General features: G+C 45.4%; 13 protein-coding genes. 2 read left to right on the top strand and 11 right to left on the bottom strand.

Annotation, left to right across the window (positions count from 1 at the left end):
- Positions 1-2 precede the first annotated feature (2 nt).
- Genes NYE33_RS07140 through NYE33_RS07115 form a run of 6 tightly spaced genes read right to left on the bottom strand, consistent with a single transcriptional unit; the run spans position 3 to position 6,438 of the window.
- Positions 3-1,274 carry an ABC transporter ATP-binding protein gene (locus tag NYE33_RS07140; protein ID WP_076246524.1) on the bottom strand — a complete coding sequence of 424 codons (1,272 nt, stop codon included), beginning with the start codon at positions 1,272-1,274 and terminating at the stop codon, positions 3-5.
- Between the two features lie 13 nt (positions 1,275-1,287).
- Positions 1,288-2,064 (bottom strand): ABC transporter permease, encoded by a 777-nt coding sequence (locus NYE33_RS07135; protein WP_076246522.1) that lies wholly within the window; start codon positions 2,062-2,064, stop codon positions 1,288-1,290.
- Positions 2,065-2,076: 12 nt separating this feature from the next.
- Positions 2,077-3,030, bottom strand: coding sequence for a GDP-mannose 4,6-dehydratase (locus tag NYE33_RS07130; protein ID WP_076246520.1), 954 nt, complete (start codon positions 3,028-3,030; stop codon positions 2,077-2,079).
- Between the two features lies 1 nt (position 3,031).
- Positions 3,032-4,024: a GDP-mannose 4,6-dehydratase gene (gene gmd, locus NYE33_RS07125; RefSeq protein WP_076246518.1), complete on the bottom strand. Its 993-nt coding sequence runs from the start codon at positions 4,022-4,024 to the stop codon at positions 3,032-3,034.
- 46 nt (positions 4,025-4,070) lie between these two features.
- Complete coding sequence (locus NYE33_RS07120) at positions 4,071-5,147, bottom strand: mannose-1-phosphate guanylyltransferase (RefSeq protein WP_341065279.1); 1,077 nt, start codon at positions 5,145-5,147, stop codon at positions 4,071-4,073.
- Position 5,148: 1 nt separating this feature from the next.
- Positions 5,149-6,438, bottom strand: a complete 1,290-nt coding sequence (locus tag NYE33_RS07115) for a glycosyltransferase family 4 protein (RefSeq protein WP_076246580.1) — start codon at positions 6,436-6,438, stop codon at positions 5,149-5,151.
- Positions 6,439-6,612: 174 nt separating this feature from the next.
- On the opposite strand from NYE33_RS07115, the gene NYE33_RS07110 reads away from it, so the two are divergent.
- A complete protein-coding gene (locus NYE33_RS07110) occupies positions 6,613-9,354 on the top strand; it encodes an O-antigen ligase family protein (protein WP_336101522.1) in 2,742 nt (913 codons plus the stop codon).
- 123 nt (positions 9,355-9,477) lie between these two features.
- On the opposite strand, the gene galU is transcribed toward NYE33_RS07110, so the two are convergent.
- The 5 genes from galU to NYE33_RS07085 all read right to left on the bottom strand — a co-directional run bounded on the left by galU (position 9,478) and on the right by NYE33_RS07085 (position 16,878).
- The gene (gene galU, locus NYE33_RS07105) at positions 9,478-10,365 is read right to left on the bottom strand and encodes a UTP--glucose-1-phosphate uridylyltransferase GalU (protein ID WP_042140171.1); all 888 of its coding nucleotides are present in this window, start codon (positions 10,363-10,365) and stop codon (positions 9,478-9,480) included.
- A 246-nt stretch (positions 10,366-10,611) separates the two neighbouring features.
- Positions 10,612-13,131, bottom strand: a complete 2,520-nt coding sequence (locus tag NYE33_RS07100) for a DUF3656 domain-containing U32 family peptidase (RefSeq protein WP_042140172.1) — start codon at positions 13,129-13,131, stop codon at positions 10,612-10,614.
- A 321-nt stretch (positions 13,132-13,452) separates the two neighbouring features.
- Positions 13,453-15,330, bottom strand: a complete 1,878-nt coding sequence (locus tag NYE33_RS07095; protein ID WP_341065275.1) for a stalk domain-containing protein — start codon at positions 15,328-15,330, stop codon at positions 13,453-13,455.
- 64 nt (positions 15,331-15,394) lie between these two features.
- Positions 15,395-16,540, bottom strand: coding sequence for a S1C family serine protease (locus tag NYE33_RS07090; protein WP_341065274.1), 1,146 nt, complete (start codon positions 16,538-16,540; stop codon positions 15,395-15,397).
- Between the two features lie 128 nt (positions 16,541-16,668).
- Entirely contained in the window at positions 16,669-16,878 is a 210-nt protein-coding gene (locus NYE33_RS07085; protein WP_042140174.1) for a DUF2759 family protein, read from the bottom strand.
- 424 nt (positions 16,879-17,302) lie between these two features.
- Here NYE33_RS07085 and NYE33_RS07080 point away from each other — a divergent pair, with 424 nt between their 5' ends.
- Complete coding sequence (locus tag NYE33_RS07080) at positions 17,303-17,542, top strand: DUF3977 family protein (RefSeq protein ID WP_042140175.1); 240 nt, start codon at positions 17,303-17,305, stop codon at positions 17,540-17,542.
- The last annotated feature ends 14 nt before the right edge of the window (positions 17,543-17,556 follow it).

Genomic DNA, 17,556 nt, shown 5'->3' with positions numbered 1-17,556 from the left:
CTCTACGTGTTTTGTTGCCACTCATGAGAAATTTTAGCGATACCCACATCCTTGGATAGACTAGTGATTTTGAACGAAAACTTTTTGTCGTGAAAATCATACTGATTTCCATGCTCGTCATGTACCGCTGCTGTAACAAGATAAGTTCCAGAACATAAGTTTATAGAAGGAATTCTAAACTGAATTAAACCTTCTTCATTAGGATAAATATCATTCACTTTAAAATAATCGATAAATGTATTTGTTCCATAGCAATGAGTATGGTCAACTGTGTGAATAGCCAATCCAAATATAGGATTCTCCACTTTCTTCTTACCTCTATATTTAATTTTTACAATCATTTGTTCATCTGACAAAAAGCTAAATTTATTTTGTTCATTATAGTCAGTAAAATACACGCTCGTAATTTCTACTGACCTATTTCCCCATCTTTCTGGATCTGAAGGCTCTTCTAATTCAACATTCTCCGTATCACTTGCGGATATATTAGCCTCTTTATTTAGTTCTGAACTAATTACAGATTCATCAATTAATCTTCTGTTCTCTTCCTCTGAAAGATATGCTAAATACTGGTCGATAACTTTTTTAGGTTTTCCATCACTCATAACAATTCCTTTATTAATCCAAACTACTCGGTCACATAATTTCTCCATAGCTCCTAAATCATGAGATACAAAAACAATTGTAGTTCCCTTTGATTTCATTCGTAAAAGTTGGTCCATACACTTCTGTTGAAACGATGCATCTCCTACAGCTAATACTTCATCTATTAACAGTACATCTGGTTCAACCATAATGGCTACTGAAAAGGCTAGTCTCATATACATACCCGAAGAATAGTTCCTAACCGGATTGTCAATATATTCCTTTAACTCTGAAAATGAAATTATTTCATCTAATTTCGCTTTAATTTCTTTTTTAGTAAGTCCTAGTATTGCGGCGTTCATAAAAATATTCTCTCTGCCCGTGAAATCAGGATGAAAACCTGCCCCAAGTTCAAGCAAACTTGACACTTTCCCTTTAACATCAATTTCACCAGCATCAGGATATAATATTCCTGTCAAAAGCTTTAGAAGAGTACTTTTTCCAGAACCATTCCTCCCCATGAAACCAACTGTTTGCCCCTGTTCAATTTCAAGTGAAACATTTTCTAAGGCAAAAAACTGTTGGAAATTATTTTTTCTGCGATTAACTATTCTATCCTTAAGAGTCGCTGATCTTTCAGTAAATATTTTAAAAGATTTTGTTACATTTTTAATGGAGATTGCATCCATTATTGCCCCCTCCTTAGATCTCTTCTGCAAAATTCCTACTCAACTTAGAAAAAATAGCGTAACATAGTATCAACAATAATACAGATATAACAGCAATATAGCCGAGCCCCACTAAATCTGGAGTTTTATTATAGAAAAAGACATCATGAAAACTCTCCATTATTGTCGTCATCGGATTAAGGTTAAATACAGATTGTAGACCTGCAGGAATCATATCAGCTGTAAAAACAATTGGTGTTAAATAAAACCAAGCCATGATAACAACCCCAATAATATGCTCCAAATCACGGAAATAAACATTCAAACAAGAGACTAGGGTAGTTAATGCAAGCGTAAAGATTGAGTATACTGTCAAGATTACCGGAACAAGTAATAAAGACCATCCCATTTCGATACGTGATATAATCAGAACCGGGAATAGAACTATTAGACTCAATAAGAAATTTATTATTCCACCTATAACTACAGCTAAAGGCAGTATTTCTTTAGGAAAGTAAATTTTTTTTACGAGACCAGCGTTTCTGATGACGGATGACGCTCCAGATGTCAGTGATTGACTTAATAGATTCCAAGTAATAATTCCTATGAATAAATATGATGTATAATTATCTAAAGAAATCCTAACTACGTATTTAAAAATCATTGAATAAACTGCCAGCATTAATAAGGGGTTAAGAAGCGTCCAAAAAAAGCCTAAAAATGATCCTTTGTATCGCGTTCTCAAATCCGTTAAAACCATGCTTTCAAGCATTTGTCTATATTTGAATATTTCTTTAATCTTTCTCAACATTTTCCAATCCCCTTAAATCAAATTCCTCCAGTAATCTAGAATATCCTGCAGTGATTTTTCAATTGAATATTCTTTTTCCCAGCCGATTGCTTCCTTTATTTTGGAGGAGTCACCAATATAAATAGGAAACTCTGATGGTCTCATTTTGTTATTATCTTGTTGTATTTCAATGTTCTTATGAGTACTTAATGATAACAAGTGATCTAATATAAATTTTATGGATAGAGGCTCTCCAGATGAAATATTATATATTTCTCCTACCTTGCCGTGTTGAGCTAACATAATATATGCTTTAACTATATCGCGCACATCAGTAAAGTCTCGTTGCGCCTCCAAGTTACCCACGAAAATCACAGGTTCTAATATGTTTTTCTCGATTCTAGAAATTTGTTGTGCAAAATCAGACGTAACAAAACCTAACTCCTGACCTGGACCAATATGATTAAATGGTCGAGCGTATATAAGCTTCAATCCATATACTCTTACGTATTGTTGAAATAACAGTGACGTCGAGGCTTTTGATACACCATATGGGCTTATTGGCCTTAAATTTTCCGTCTCTATAATAGCAATATCACTCTTATCGATAGTTCCGTACTCTTCAGAAGATCCAACCATAATCACTCTAGTTGTTTCCGCCATCTTACTTTTGCGCAACGCCTCTAATAAACGTAATGTTATGAGAATATTCACTTCAAACGTCTCCACTTTGTTATCCCAGGAGAATTTCACAGAACTTTGCCCTGCCAAATGGTATATTTCATCAGGCTTGATTTTATTTATTATTCCTATAATTTCTTCTTCATTATTATAATCGATTGGGATAACATTGCCTTCTAATGCTGAATGAATTGTAAGGGAACAACTTTTTCTAGTTGTCCCCCATACCTCATATCCCTGTTGTTTTAGCGTTCTCTCCAAATTACTTCCTACGAATCCAGTAATACCCGTAATCAAAGCTCGCATATCAAACACCTTTTTTCGTATTGCTATGATAGCATTTTGACACCTTCTCCAGATCACTATCCACCATCATCTTGACCAGTTGTTCAAATCCAACTTCAAGTTCCCAGCCAAGCTCTTCTTTTGCTTTGGTGCAGTCACCAAGCAGTAAATCCACTTCAGCAGGTCTAACGAACTTCTGATCGATAACTACATAATCTCTCCAGTTTAAACCAACGTGACTAAATGCAATCTCAACAAGTTCTTCGATCGTATGGGTTTCTCCAGTAGAAATAACGAAATCATCAGCTTTATCCTGTTGCAGCATCAACCACATAGCTTTTACATAATCACCTGCAAAACCCCAGTCTCTCTTAGCATCCAGGTTTCCCATACGAAGTTCAGTTTGGAGACCGAGCTTAATTCTGGCAACAGCATCCGTTACTTTGCGGGTTACGAATTCAATACCGCGGCGTGGAGATTCATGATTAAACAAGATACCTGAGCAAGCGTACATATTGTAGCTTTCTCTATAGTTAACAGTAATCCAGTGGCCATACACCTTAGCAACTCCATAAGGACTGCGTGGATAGAATGGAGTAGTTTCTTTCTGCGGAGTCTCTACTACCTTACCGAACATTTCACTACTCGATGCTTGGTAGAATCTCGCTTCCGGCTTAGTCAAACGAACAGCTTCAAGCATATTGGTGACACCAATCCCCGTGGCTTGTCCAGTTGCTACAGGTTGAATCCACGAAGTTGCTACGAATGATTGCGCAGCCAGGTTGTATACTTCATCTGGATCAGAAATGCGTACAGCATTGATCAATGAGCCTAGATCCAGCAGATCCCCATCAATAAATTCTATATCATTTTTCAAGTGTTCGATGTTATCCATAATTGGCATGCTCGTTCTACGGCGTAAACCAAATACCTTATATCCTTTGGACAGCAAAAGCTCCGCCAAATAAGATCCATCTTGCCCTGTTATACCCGTGATTAGTGCGCGTTTAGTCATTTTTCATTATTCCCCTTTTTGGTTATATAAAAATTAATTCTTAATCCTACAAATATTGTTCAAGCTTCTGCATCCGAAGTTCTTTAAGCAAAAGCTTCACTTCCTGAGCTTTGTCCTTCGTACAAATAAGAGTAACATCCTCAGTATCAACAATAATCAAATTCTCAATCCCTAAGGTAGCAATCAGTTTGCCATTACTTTCAATAATACAATGTTTAGTATCAAGGTTTAATATGTTACCCTTTATCACATTTCCATTTTCATCCAAATCGCTTATTCGTTCCAGCGCCGTCCAACTACCCACATCATCCCATCCAAAAACACAAGGGATAACATATATGTTGTTGACCTTTTCCATAATACCATAGTCAATTGATTGATCAGGCATCTTCAAAAATTCAGAGCGGATAATCGCATCACGATCTTTTGAACCAAGAACAGTTTTCATCGTTTCCAAGATATCATGCATCTCAGGCATGAGTTCTTGTATGTAACCTCTAATCGTTTCAATCTTCCAGACAAAGATTCCGCTGTTCCAGTAGAAATTACCTGATTCCAGGTAAGACTGGGCTGTAGCCAAATCAGGCTTCTCAACGAATTTATTTACTTTATGAACGAATAGTTCATTAATTTGCTGTGACTGATTGCTGCTCTCAATATAACCATACCCAGTCTCTGGATAAGTTGGCTGTATTCCAAGAGTTACCAGATTACTGTTATCCTGTGCTACCTCAACTGCGGTTTGCAATATTTTAACGAATCCTTCTTCGTTCTCAATGATGTGATCGGATGGGATAACAATCATTGTACTATCAGGAAAGCGATCTTCTATAATAATAGAAGCTAATCCAATACAAGGTGCTGTATTTCTACCCACCGGTTCAATGATGATATTCTCATGAGGTAAGTGTGGAATTTGAGCTTTGATCAATTCAGCATACAATTCATTGGTAACAATGAAAATTTGACTGATATCGATCAGCAACTCGAGCCGGGCTATGGATTGCTGAATCATTGATTTATTGCCCGATATGTTTAAAAATTGTTTGGGAAGATTTGTCCGGCTTTTAGGCCAAAAACGTTCCCCTTTACCGCCTGCCATAATCACACATGTAATTGTCATTTCATCCTCCAAATTTCCACAAAGAAATGTATTCCAATCTTCGTTTAATCATTTCACCTATTGCTGCTGGTGAGTAGTTTTGTTTTATATGTTCTTCAGCTTTAGACGAGATCTCTTTATAAAAGTTCTTATCGTCACAAAGTCTACGCATATAACGGCTTGCATGTTCAACACTAGGATCAGCCCAAGTCTGATACGCTTTATAAGGACCGTGATCATGGTTAAGTCGTATGAGTGAATAATCAACCAAACATGAGTTGTTATGATTCATAAAATCGGTATTAGATGACCAGTTTGTACCGATAACGGGCTTACCTAAAAACATCGCCTCTGCGAGGCCAAGTCCAAATCCTTCACTTCTATGCAGAGATACATAGCTATCCGTTACTGAGATCAGAGCATTTGTATCATTCCTGGATAGGGTTTTGTCTACTAAATAAATATTCTTGTAGACTCCAATCAATTGATGTAATTCTTCAAGCTCTTTTGAGCCTTGCTCCGCACTGTTCACTTTGATAACAAGACCAACAGACATATCATCAGACTCAAATGCAAGTTGAAAGGCTTTAATGGATGCTTGTGGATTCTTCCTCTCTTGATAGCTCTTTAAATCATACATTGAGAGAAATAGAAAAGCATGCTCTGGTAAACCAAAATAGCTTCTATCACGCTTATCAGCAATACTCACTTCGATGCTGTGAGGGATTTTCACAACTGGCACGGGACTTTTCATCGCGATAGAATCAACAACAAAGGTTGAAGGAGCCCATATCTCATCCACTAAATTAAAGCTTTCCTTCCACTCATCCGGAAAATCCGGAAGCTCCCAGTGCCAAAATCCTATATTGTATCGGTCCTTAAAAATAGAATTCCCGTAATGAGCGTATATTTCGATCATTTGTTCGGCATTAATATGAAATACATTGAGATTAAACTCGGGTTCTTCCGTTTCTTTGTGCATCCAAGTCGTATCACTCATCCTAGCCGAATTAGTGCCTGTAAAATTTATCATGCCGAAGGGTATTCCAGCAGCATTTATACTTTTAGCGGCAATTCTGCAAGATTCTCCAATACCCATTTCTGCCCTCGAATAACCCACTAGATTAACACCTGTTACATTCCCCTTAATGGAACTTGTATCACCATTTTTATCAATTGGAAAAGCAGTTTTAAGTAGTTTCCGTTTGATACTTTGTCTCTTTTCGAAGGGGAATATCTTAACTGCAATTGGTTTTAATTTAACAGCAAGCTGATAAAGCCTTTTATACAGTAATGATTTGATACTACTCATATCTAACATTCAACCCTATATTGAATTCCATTAACAAAGCCCCCATAATATGTCTAGGTGAAACATTCATATAACTATATCGCAAAAAACAACACAAAAATCCGAGCAAAGTAGCTCTGCTATAATTCTATATGCTAAAATATTGTCGTACCTACAGGAAAAGGAGATCATAACGTGTCGAAACCAGTATACGGTAAAAATGCTGTACAGTCGAGAAATGTTGAAAAGATATCCAGTTACATATGGGCTTTGGTTATTGGTTTCATTGTGTTTTTGGTTTGGACCCCGTTTCAAGTGGGATTGTTTAATGGGCAGCAGATCGACTTCGAGAAGCCGATTTATGTGTCATCGCTGCTGAGCAGCCTCTTGCTGCTGGTATGGGTAGGCTTGTACTTCACAAAGTTCAAGCTGGAAGGACAGCGTGACTTGTTGGCTGTAGCCTCGCTCCTGCTTCCCGCTACGTATGCGTTGTCGCTTATTGGCGCTGTTTCGCATTATATGGCGATGAACCTGCTGTTTATACAGAGCATGTATGTCGCAATATTCATTATAGCGTTATATCTGCTCCAGCAAAAGCAACTAAATGTTGTCATTCAGAATGCCATTCTGGCGATTGCCTATTTCATCGTGGGCTTTGGCCTGCTGAACTGGCTTGGAAGCTGGAAATTCGCTGGAGGCCTTATAGGCTGGTTCTCCAACACAGTACGCAGTGGTAAATACTTGGATGCCGTGATGACAGACTCGAACGGCCTGCGTCTGACTTCTATTTTCCAGTATGCCAACACTTACGCTGCTTTCCTGATGGCTTTCTTGTTTGTTGCAGTGTTTGCACTCGTCCGCTCTAAAAAGTGGTACGGTACATTGACTCACAGCTTCATGCTTGTACCGATTATTGTATCTCTGCTGCTGACCTTATCCCGTGGCGGGCTCGTAATGCTGCCTGTAGTGTTTATTCTTCTGCTGTTGTTCCTGAAGCCTGCTCAGCAGATTCTGTGGATTATTCATCTTGCGATTTCCGGTATCGCTGCTCTGCTGGTTACCAGTCCGTTAACTACACTTGGAACTGAGCTGAACACTACCTTCACTTCATCAGCTGCATTAAATGCCTGGGCGTACCTGCTTGTTGCCTCAGCGGCTGTTGCCGCTCTGGGCTGGGCAATTCAGCGTTTCGCCGCTCCGTGGCTGCAAGAGAAGCTGGGAAGCTGGGAAACACGTAAATTAACAGGGCTGTGGATTCCACTCGGTTCAATCGTTCTTGTAGCTATTGTTGCTTTCCTGCTTATCGGGACAAGCGTACGTAGTATATTACCTGATAATATTGAAACACGGCTGGAGAACATTAACTTTAAACAACATAGTGTACTGGAACGCATCACTTTTTATAAGGATGCTATGAAGGTTGTGAAGGATTATCCGATAATCGGATCCGGCGGCGGCGGCTGGGCTTCCTTATATGAGCATTATCAGAACAACCCTTATGTAAGCCGTCAGGTTCACAATTTCTTCCTTCAGTATTTGATTGAGGTCGGAATCGTCGGATTTATCGTGTTTATGGGCTTTATCGGATATATTTTCTATAAATACATCCGTGCTTACCTGAAACGGGACAAGGACGAGTTCAATAATGGATTCTTCTTCTACATTATTGCTCTGTCCATTCTTGTTCACAGTCTGCTGGACTTTAACATGAGTTACGCGTTCATGGGGATTCTGGTATTCATTGGTTTGGCAGGTATGGGAGCAGGTATGGACAACAAGCCTCTACGCCAGAGCTGGAACAAGGCTGGACTGCGCTTCGGGTACTTTGCTGTGCTGGCCATCGGTTCTGTGTTCCTGCTCTTCCTGTCCATCAGCTATATCGGGTCCAGCAATGCTGCACTCAAAGGTAAAAATCTAGTTAGCGTGAGTCAATCATACGAAGAGATTAAGACTCCGCTGGTTGAGGCGCTGAAGAGCCGTCCGTTCCAGCCGGAAGCAGCAATCTACCTTGCATCCCTTGACCTGACGGTCTTTAAACAAACACAAGATGAGCAGTATCTGGCTGAAGCTTATAATGTTCTGAGCCGCGCACTCAAGGATGAGCCTTACAATAAAGATCTACTGAAACAATTGATCAGTTACTACGATCTCAAAGGACAAAATGATCTGGGCTTCAATGTCTACCGCGACAACGCAGATAAATTCAATTGGGATATCGATTGGTATGAAGCATTGATTCGCCGTGCACAGGCTTTTGCAGCTGCTGCCGATGTGCAAAAAGACGAAGCTAAGAAACAGGAGTACCTGACTGCCGGTCTTGAAGCGTACCAGCATGTGGTTGACGGGGTAGAGCACCTGAAGACTTTGCCGCCTGAACAGCTGCAGGGCCGCCCGTTCTCAATCACGCCAACAATTGCATTGAATGCCGGAAAGCTGCAATTGCTATCAGGACAAGCTGAGCAAGCTGCTGCTACCTTGAAGCTTGGTTTTGCAGACAATTATGCAGATATCGTCAGTAGCACAACACTATGGGACACTAACTGGTATAGCTCTCTGATTGCCCGTGCCTTCGAACTGGCACAACAATCCTTCACTCAGCAGGATGAGGCTAACAAGATGATTCATCTCAATATTGGACTGGATGCCTACAATCAAGTGGCATCTGATCTGCAAGGCCAGCCTCTTCCTTCGTCAATCAACTTGAATGCAGGAAAACTTCAGTATATGGCAGGTCAGGTACAGGCAGCTGCGGCGACTTTAAAACTTGCCTTGAGCGATGACTACAGCGATGCAGCCAACCGCGATGCAGCCCGCTGGTATTTAGCGGCACTGAAAAAGGCTGGAGCGGCACAGGATCAACCTGTGTACGATAAGCTCATTGCAGCTGATCCTGCAGAGGCCGCAGAGATTGATACTATTGTAAATACACAATACTGAACCGAATAACTGAACACATATAGAAAAGCGGCCCCTGTCAGAGTACAGTGGGCCGCTTTTTACATTTTAATAATGAATAGGCAAGGGTACATAGTAGCTGATTGTTAGCCTCAAGATGAACTTTTATCTGCTAATGAGTCTTTCCTCATTCTCGATTACTTCTTTAAGATACTGCAACAGCCCTTCTTTAAGCTCCTCATGCTGAAGCGCATAATGGATGCTTGTCTGAATGAAGCCCATCTTCTCACCGACATCATGACGTTTGCCTTCAAAATCATAAGCAATGATCCGCTCCACTTCACTTAAACGGGAGATAGCATCGGTAAGCTGGATTTCTCCGCCTACGCCCACCTGCTGTTCACCAAGCATGTCGAAGATACGCGGAGTCAGGATATACCGTCCCAGGATCGCCAGGTTGGATGGTGCATCTTCACGCTTCGGCTTTTCGACTAGCCGGTTGGCCTTATAGACACGTTCTGCCAGTTCAGATCCATCGACCACCCCGTAGCGGGAAACCTCTTCCCAAGGCACGGGCTGAACGCCTACGATAGAGGACTTGTACTGCTCGTACACTTCAATCATCTGTTTAAGACAAGGTTTATTTGATTCTACGATGTCATCTCCCAAAAGCACCGCAAACGGCTCATTACCGATGAACTTCCGTGCGCACCAGATGGCATGTCCAAGGCCGCGCGGTTCTTTTTGACGAATGTAGTGGATATCGGCCATTTCCGAGGATTTACGCACCGATTCCAGCAGCTCCCACTTCTGCTTCTCAGCCAGGTTAAACTCCAGTTCGAATGAGTTATCAAAATGGTCCTCAATTGCACGCTTGCCCTTCCCGGTCACAATAATGATATCTTCTATTCCGGAAGCCACTGCTTCTTCAACAATGTATTGGATAGTTGGTTTGTCTACAATCGGCAGCATTTCTTTGGGCATTGCCTTAGTTGCGGGTAGGAAGCGGGTACCTAGACCAGCTGCGGGAATAATAGCTTTACGGATCTTCATCACATAGCTCCTTCTGGCTTCATGTTTTATCACTAATTCCTTATGGAAAAATGGCATATTTGATTCAATTATAGCAGTTATGGGCTATATTGGGCAGATCGATTATGATGCTTAGAATGTATATGTAATGCTGTTTATGATAGAAGAGGCACTTTCAAATGAAAGTCTAAAAAAAGAGGCCAGCCTGTTCCGAAGATTATCCATTAATACTTCGGTAAGACTGGCCTTGTATACAGTTTTCAATCCTTACTTCGCATTAACCAACTGCCCGCGTGTAACCCCAAGCTGGTTGGTGGCCTTCAGGCTTTTCCAAACCTGCGTTCCGGAGATTTCTCCGCGCAGTGCGCGGCTGTACAGGCTGATAACCTCAGCTACCTGCTCCGGTGTTTCCTCCAGGAACTCTACGCGGAAAGAAGATACGCCAAGCTCACGGAAGTGATTCAGGTATTCTGCACCTGACTGTTCAACGGCGTTATAGACGGTGTTGCGGCAGCCTTCGTCTACACGGACAGGATGGGACATGCCGATCCGGTCCTGCAGCGAAGCACGCTGCTCCTCGCAAGGACGGCCACAGTTAGTGTAGTCAGTACCTTCACTCATGAAGGTGCAGTATACGCAGTGCTCCGTGTGGAACATCGGCAGATGCTGGTGAATAACAACCTCCATCCGCGAGGTGTCACTGTGTCCCAGAAGATCAACCATCTGCTGGATGTTCAGGTCATACGACGGTGTCACCACGTCAAGGCCGGCATTCAGGAACAGATCAACCGCTCTGTGGTTGGCGATGTTCAGCGAGAAATCGCCGATCAGCCGCGGATGCACAGCATCCGGATGCTCCATCCGGTGGCGCAGGTAATAATACAGCGCGCCGGTATTGCGCACCAGCACAGCATCCGGCTGCAGCCGCAGGATGTTGGCATGATAGCCGTTCTCGTTCGGCATATGGATGCGCGGTGTGGCCAGCGTGATGCTGGCCCCTGCAGCCCGCACAGCGTCTACTGCCGCCGGGAACTGCTTGATGAACTCGAAATCGGCGTAAATGCTCGTCACGCCGGCTTCGAGCGCAGCCTGCACCTGCGGCAGGCTGCGGCACAGCGCGGTGAGCTCTGCTTCACCGCGCGCCTCTGCGGCGCCCCTGCGGGAAGCGCCGCCGTAGACCTCTACCTCCCGTTTCACATACACGGGAGGCTTCGGGCGCTCGCCTGCAAGCAGGTCCACCGCCTGGCGGCGGATGCTGTTCAGCTCGCGCATAGGCACAATCACGTCGCCTTGCAGATGCGACTCCAGCGCTTCAAGCTGGAATACGGTTCCGCCCAGGCGGCCAAATTGTTCTTCCAGCAGCGCGGTATCCATCGGACGCTTCTGCGCTGTCTCCAGCGCGAGCTCCGAATCCACACGGACGGTTACCTTCTTCTGAATGTCCGTCCACCAGGTCGTCAGCTTCTCCCCCGCGCAGCCTTGCACTCTCACGTGAACCGGGAAGACCCGGTAAGGCTTCTCAGTCTCATACGACTGGCGCAGCGCCTTGTCGAGCGCCGGATCATTCGTCTTCCAGATGCGGTCGCCAACATGCAGACGGCGCAGATCCACGTCATTACGGCCGGGTACGATGTCGATAATCCAGCCTTCACCGGCTTCGCCCTCCAGCTTGACGCCTTTGCGGCGCAGATCGTAGACGCGGCCGCCCTCCTCCTTCTTGGTCGGATCTCCGGCATCGAACACGATTCCGTCTCCGCGCTTAAGCGGAGCATGAATACGGCAGACTACACCGTCGCGCAGAATCTGTTCGACGGTTCCCATGAACACCCCCCGGCTTTTCGGGAAGGTGCCATCAACTAATTTCTTATTGTTAGTACCGTCCAGGAAACCATGAGTGAAGCCGCGCGAGAAGCTCTGCTGCAGCTCACGCATGTCCTCCTTCGAGGTCGGTGTCCAGTTACCGTCAAAATACTTATCAATCGCTTTGCGGTATTTACTAACCACATTCGCAACGTATTCGGGAGTCTTGAGCCGGCCTTCAATTTTGAAAGAGGTCACTCCAGCTTCAATCAGTTCGGGCATCAGATCAATAGCGGCAAGATCTTTCGGGGACAGCAGGTAGGTTACATCACCCATCGGCTTCACTTCTCCGTCTACCACCAGGTCATACGGCAGGCGGCAGGCCTGAGCACATTCTCCGCGGTTCGCAGAGCGTCCGCCCCACATTTCGGAAGTCAGACATTGTCCGGAATAGGATACACATAGTGCACCATGCACGAAGACTTCCATCGGCAGGCGGGCTTGTTCGCCAATCGTGCGGATCTGCTTCAGATTATTTTCACGGCCAAGGACTACACGTTCCAGCCCCCAAGGCTTCGTGAACTCCACCGCTTCCGGTGAAGTAATCGTCATTTGCGTAGAACCGTGAATCGGGAAATCCGGAGAGATCTCACGAATCATCTGGACCAGACCCAAGTCCTGTACTATAACCGCATCCACACCGGCATCCACGCAGGCATCGATCAGTTCCTTTGCATCCGGCAGCTCATTCTCAAACACCAGTATATTAAAGGTCAGAAACCCCTTCACTCCATAGCTGTGCAGAAAGGCCATAATCTCCGGCAGCTCGTCCATACGGAAGTTGTTGGCTCTGGCCCGTGCATTGAATTTCTCTACGCCAAAAAAGACAGCATCCGCCCCGTTCGCCACTGCTGCACGCATGCAGTCCCAGTCTCCCGCCGGAGCCAGCAGTTCTACGTCTTCTCTGCGTATTTGTTGCTCTTTCATTTATATCCTCCTAAAACGCCTGTTCGGCGGGTCATTTACAGCTTTTTAACTTATTAATTGTATCAAATATCACACCTCTGCGCCATCAAAATGGCAAGAATTATATGAATAATAGGAGGACAGAAGCATCATGCTGCATTTTTTTGTCTTTTACATCGCAAATCACCAGTGTACGGAATATCGTCCGGCTGTAGTAAATCATATCTCATCCAGTATTCATACACCTTCTCAAACTCTTTCCCTTACATAAAAAAGAACGCCCCACTGCCTACCGGCAACTGAGACGTTCTTAGTCATAGCTAATTTTACGCTAACATTAAACTATGAGGACTCCCCCCACCCAAACGACCCCAGCACCCTCTCCAGCACCGCCTGCTGGCTGGCTGTTGCATTGGCATCATTCAGCGTAACAGTGATCGTGAACACCACATCATTCTTGCTGAAGATAATATTCCGAGTGCTCACAGGTATGCGGCCCTTGGTCTGATGTACGGTGAGAATTGTGGCAGGCACTCCTGCAAAGGTGGTTTCCTCCACACTTTTCACCTGCGGCCCTTTCGGGTCTTTTTTGGTGTTCTGATAATAGCTCTGCAGCTGGCTGACGGCATATTCCATGGTAACATCCGGACTGGCATAAATCTGGAACCGTCCGCCGGTGAAGCGGTATTCCACGGTCTGGCTCTCAAAAAGATCCTGATATGGCGTCCACAGGCGCGGAATATCAATACTGTAACCGTAAGCTTTGGAGCTCTTAGGGATCGACTTTGTGCTGAGCAGCGCGTAATCATCGGTTTCCAGACGGCCAAAGTTCTCCTTGATCTGCGCAAAATCAATATCGATGGAGTTAAGCACATCTGTGAACCGCGCCTTGTCGCCATCCTGTCCTGGCGCTGTCTGGTATTCAAAATAATAGCGGTAGCCGTTCTTCAGCAGCAGAATCTGATATTCCGTACTCCAGCTGTTGTCTGGATTGAGTCCGATTTCATGGATCAATACCGGCTCACCGGAGACTTTGCCTGCGATGCCGTTCTTCAGCGTATAAGCTTCGGCCACGTAGGTGTCACGTAGCTGCGACTCCAGTTCCCGGCTCCAGCTCTCGAGCGTTGATCCCGCAGGGGCAGAGCTCACTTTTACACGCAGATAGCTTCCCTGTTTGCTCTCATAATATAAATGCTGGTCATCCACACTCCAGTCTGCCGGCACCAGCAGTGAGATTCCGTAGTCTTCGTTATATCCTTCGCGCAGGCCGTTTGTGACTGTGGAGAGATCACGGATGCTTTTGTCGGAAGAATTATAGGAAGGTTGGAAGGAGTCCAGCAGCACGGCATACTGATCCAGATCCTTATAGTTCACCGCGTTATCGTCCGTCAGATAAATTTCATACAGCCTGCCGCTGGCATAATATTGCCTGCCCTCCCACAGCGCTCCACTGGAATCCTTGCTGACTATCCGGGCGTAAGGAACCTTGGCTTCAGGCACGACCTCCCGGTCCAGTACAGTCTCTCCGCCCTCCTCCGATGACCGCACCAGATTCTCCAGCAGCCCTTCCGGATCAAGCGGTACCTCCTGCGGTGAAGCATGGACCTCCAGATAATAATTATTCTCTGCACTCATAAAAGTCGCTACATTCTCATTCCCCCCGCTGTCACCCACAACAAGTCCGGACGGATAATTCATACTCCATTCAAAATAACTGTTGCCGATCCGGGTTTTGCCGACATCACTGTCGATGCCGCTCTCCGGTTCTGCTGCCGCCTCCTTCTCCGAAGGAGTAAGTGTAACCAGCAATCCCCCGCCATCTGCCGCAGTAATCCGTGCACCGAGCACTCCTGTCACGAACCGCAGGGGCACCATCAGCACACCGGAAACCATACGCGGCGGCGCAGCAAGCTTAATTTTGACGCCATCCTTCCAGGCAGTGGTACTGCCTATCGTCATCGCTCCGGTATGCGGACCGTACATCACCTTCACTACATCGTTACCTTCAAGAGAGACTGTGCTGCCGAATGCTTTTTTGAAAATCCCCAGCGGCACCATGACCGCCCCGCTCTCCGTAAAGGGCTTCTGAATCACTATCGGTTCCCCGTTAACCTTTGCAGATGCGCTGCCTACTTTGAGGCTTAGCTTTAGAATCGGAGTTTCTGCCGCATAGGCATTCATGCCCGGAAATACAGCAAGCAACAATAGCACTACCAGCATGACAGACAGTCCGCGGGGTATAGATTTCCTCCCCAATCGCCGCGTTCCTGCTTCTGCAAGTCTTCTACTCTTCCGCCTGATCATCGCCATCCACCTCCGCCTCTTCCGTATTCACCAATGGATCACCTTGCCCCAGAACAAGGCTTCTGGCGACGATATCGCCGTCACTTTGCATGAGCAGCTTGACCACTGCTCCCGGCTTGTATTGCTTGAACCATTCGTTAATGTCCACAAGGGACGCGACCCGGTGGCCGTCTATCGCATACAGTGCATCTCCGTCGGCAATCCCCGCCTTCCGTGCTTCTGCAGTGACCACCTTCGTAACCGTTAAAGGCTCCTGGGTAGGCAGCCCGACAATGACGGGCCAGCTCTCCTCCAGCTCAACTCCGAGACTCGGACGGCGGACTTCACCGTATTTGAGCAGCTGATTCATAATATACTGCACCGTATCTGCCGGAATGGAGAAGCCCATATTTTCCACGCCTACTGCCGCAAATTTCAAGCTGTTGACCCCAAGCACCTCACCTTTCATGCTGACCAGCGGCCCTCCGCTGTTGCCAGGGTTAATCGCCGTGTCGCTCTGAATCAGCCGGTAAGCCGCATCCACCGAACGGTTGAGGCCGCTAATCACTCCTACGGTAGCCGAATTTCTGAGGGAGAACGAAATAGGTGTGCCAATCGCTATGACCTTCTCTCCAACTTGTATGCCTGCCGGGCTAGCGGCGAACTTTGCCGGCTTCAGGGATTTGGCTGCAATCTTGATCAGAGCGAGGTCACTCACCTCATCCAAATATGTATCCGTAATGTTATAGCTCTTGCCGTCTGAGGTAATCACTACTGCATTCTGCAGCCCCTCCATGACGTGGGCATTGGTAATAATCCACCCGTCTGCTTTGACGATAATTCCGGACCCGTGTGTCAGATTGTAGCGGTCATCCGGGCCTCCAGATTCACCACTGGCTTTGCCGATAATGCCCACGACCGATGGCGACACCGCGCGGATGATTTGCGGAACCGGATCCACTGCGGGTTTAGCCGCTTGCTCCTGGTTAACGGGTTTGACTCCGCCTATTTGTCCAGCCGTTATAGAGCCTGTCCCTCCGTACACTGCGCCAAATGCAGACAGCGGACTACCTGTGAATCCCGACAATATCAACCCGCACAACAGCACAATGCCACTCCGGGTAACTGCATTCTTTCCCGCGTTCATCGCCTTCCCCCTTTCTCCTGTACAGCTGATTCCTTTATCATTTTAAAAAAAGACGCCTTTAGGCTCGCCGGGTGGCGGATAAAGGTGTCTTTGAAAGACCTTGCTTCTGAAGTTAGTTGTGCCTGAACTTAGCTGAACCAATTCATAATCATTGCATAGTCAGAGACTGCAAAAACCAGCAGGCTCACCACTCCGAAGCCGATTGCAAATTTGTTCTTCTGCGGAGCTTTCAATAGCCGGACCACACCGATAAATATCAGGATCGTGAATAGAATCATAAATACATCGAAGGTATGAAATGTAGACGGTTCTTGCGCGGCAGCTTCTGCAAGCAGCATGGCAATCCCTCCCTGAAAGTGTTGTCAAGCAAGTTCAACTAATCCATATCACCTTCTATGTTATCGCTACCATTTCAGTGACGCAATAGAAATTGTCTAAAAATTATGTATTTGTCATAAAAAATATTTCCGAAGCCGGAAATCAGCTAAAATACAGAGATATTTATCATTGACCATTCGTTGTGGTATGTGATTTTCAAGGAGCTGATTCCTATTGCAACCGCAACAGCCTCTGCTAATCATTCAACGCAAAACCCTCTCTTTGAATCTTACTGCGGACATGCTGTAGTTATGCCAGTTCTGCTTCTCTGCCGCCCGCTTAATTTTTGTCTGCGCACATGAAATCGCCTGCCACAACCCTCACTGTAAAACTCCTGACGACGATGTTATGATCAGTCATGCAGAACTGGAGGTGCCCGCCGGCTTGAAATACATCGAATTCGGAATAGGAAACAGATGGCTGGTACGAACTGAGACCGAGAAGCCTGATGGTACAGAGACCGAAGCACGGGGAATTATCGGGCCTGTTAAATGCCGTTCCCTGTATATAAGAGTCTGGATCAGAAGAACGGTATGGATTCTGGATTCACAGGACGGCTTCAAGAAAGCCACCAAAGCGCGCAATCACTTCAAAGTGATCTTTGGTATCCGGAGTGAGTTGTAGTAAAAAAACAGCCC

The organism is Paenibacillus sp. FSL R10-2199 (assembly GCF_038000235.1).
In the GTDB taxonomy this organism is placed as follows: domain Bacteria; phylum Bacillota; class Bacilli; order Paenibacillales; family Paenibacillaceae; genus Paenibacillus_AQ; species Paenibacillus_AQ phytohabitans.
Note: the sequence above shows the minus strand (reverse complement) of the source record. Positions and strands in the feature narration are given on the sequence as shown.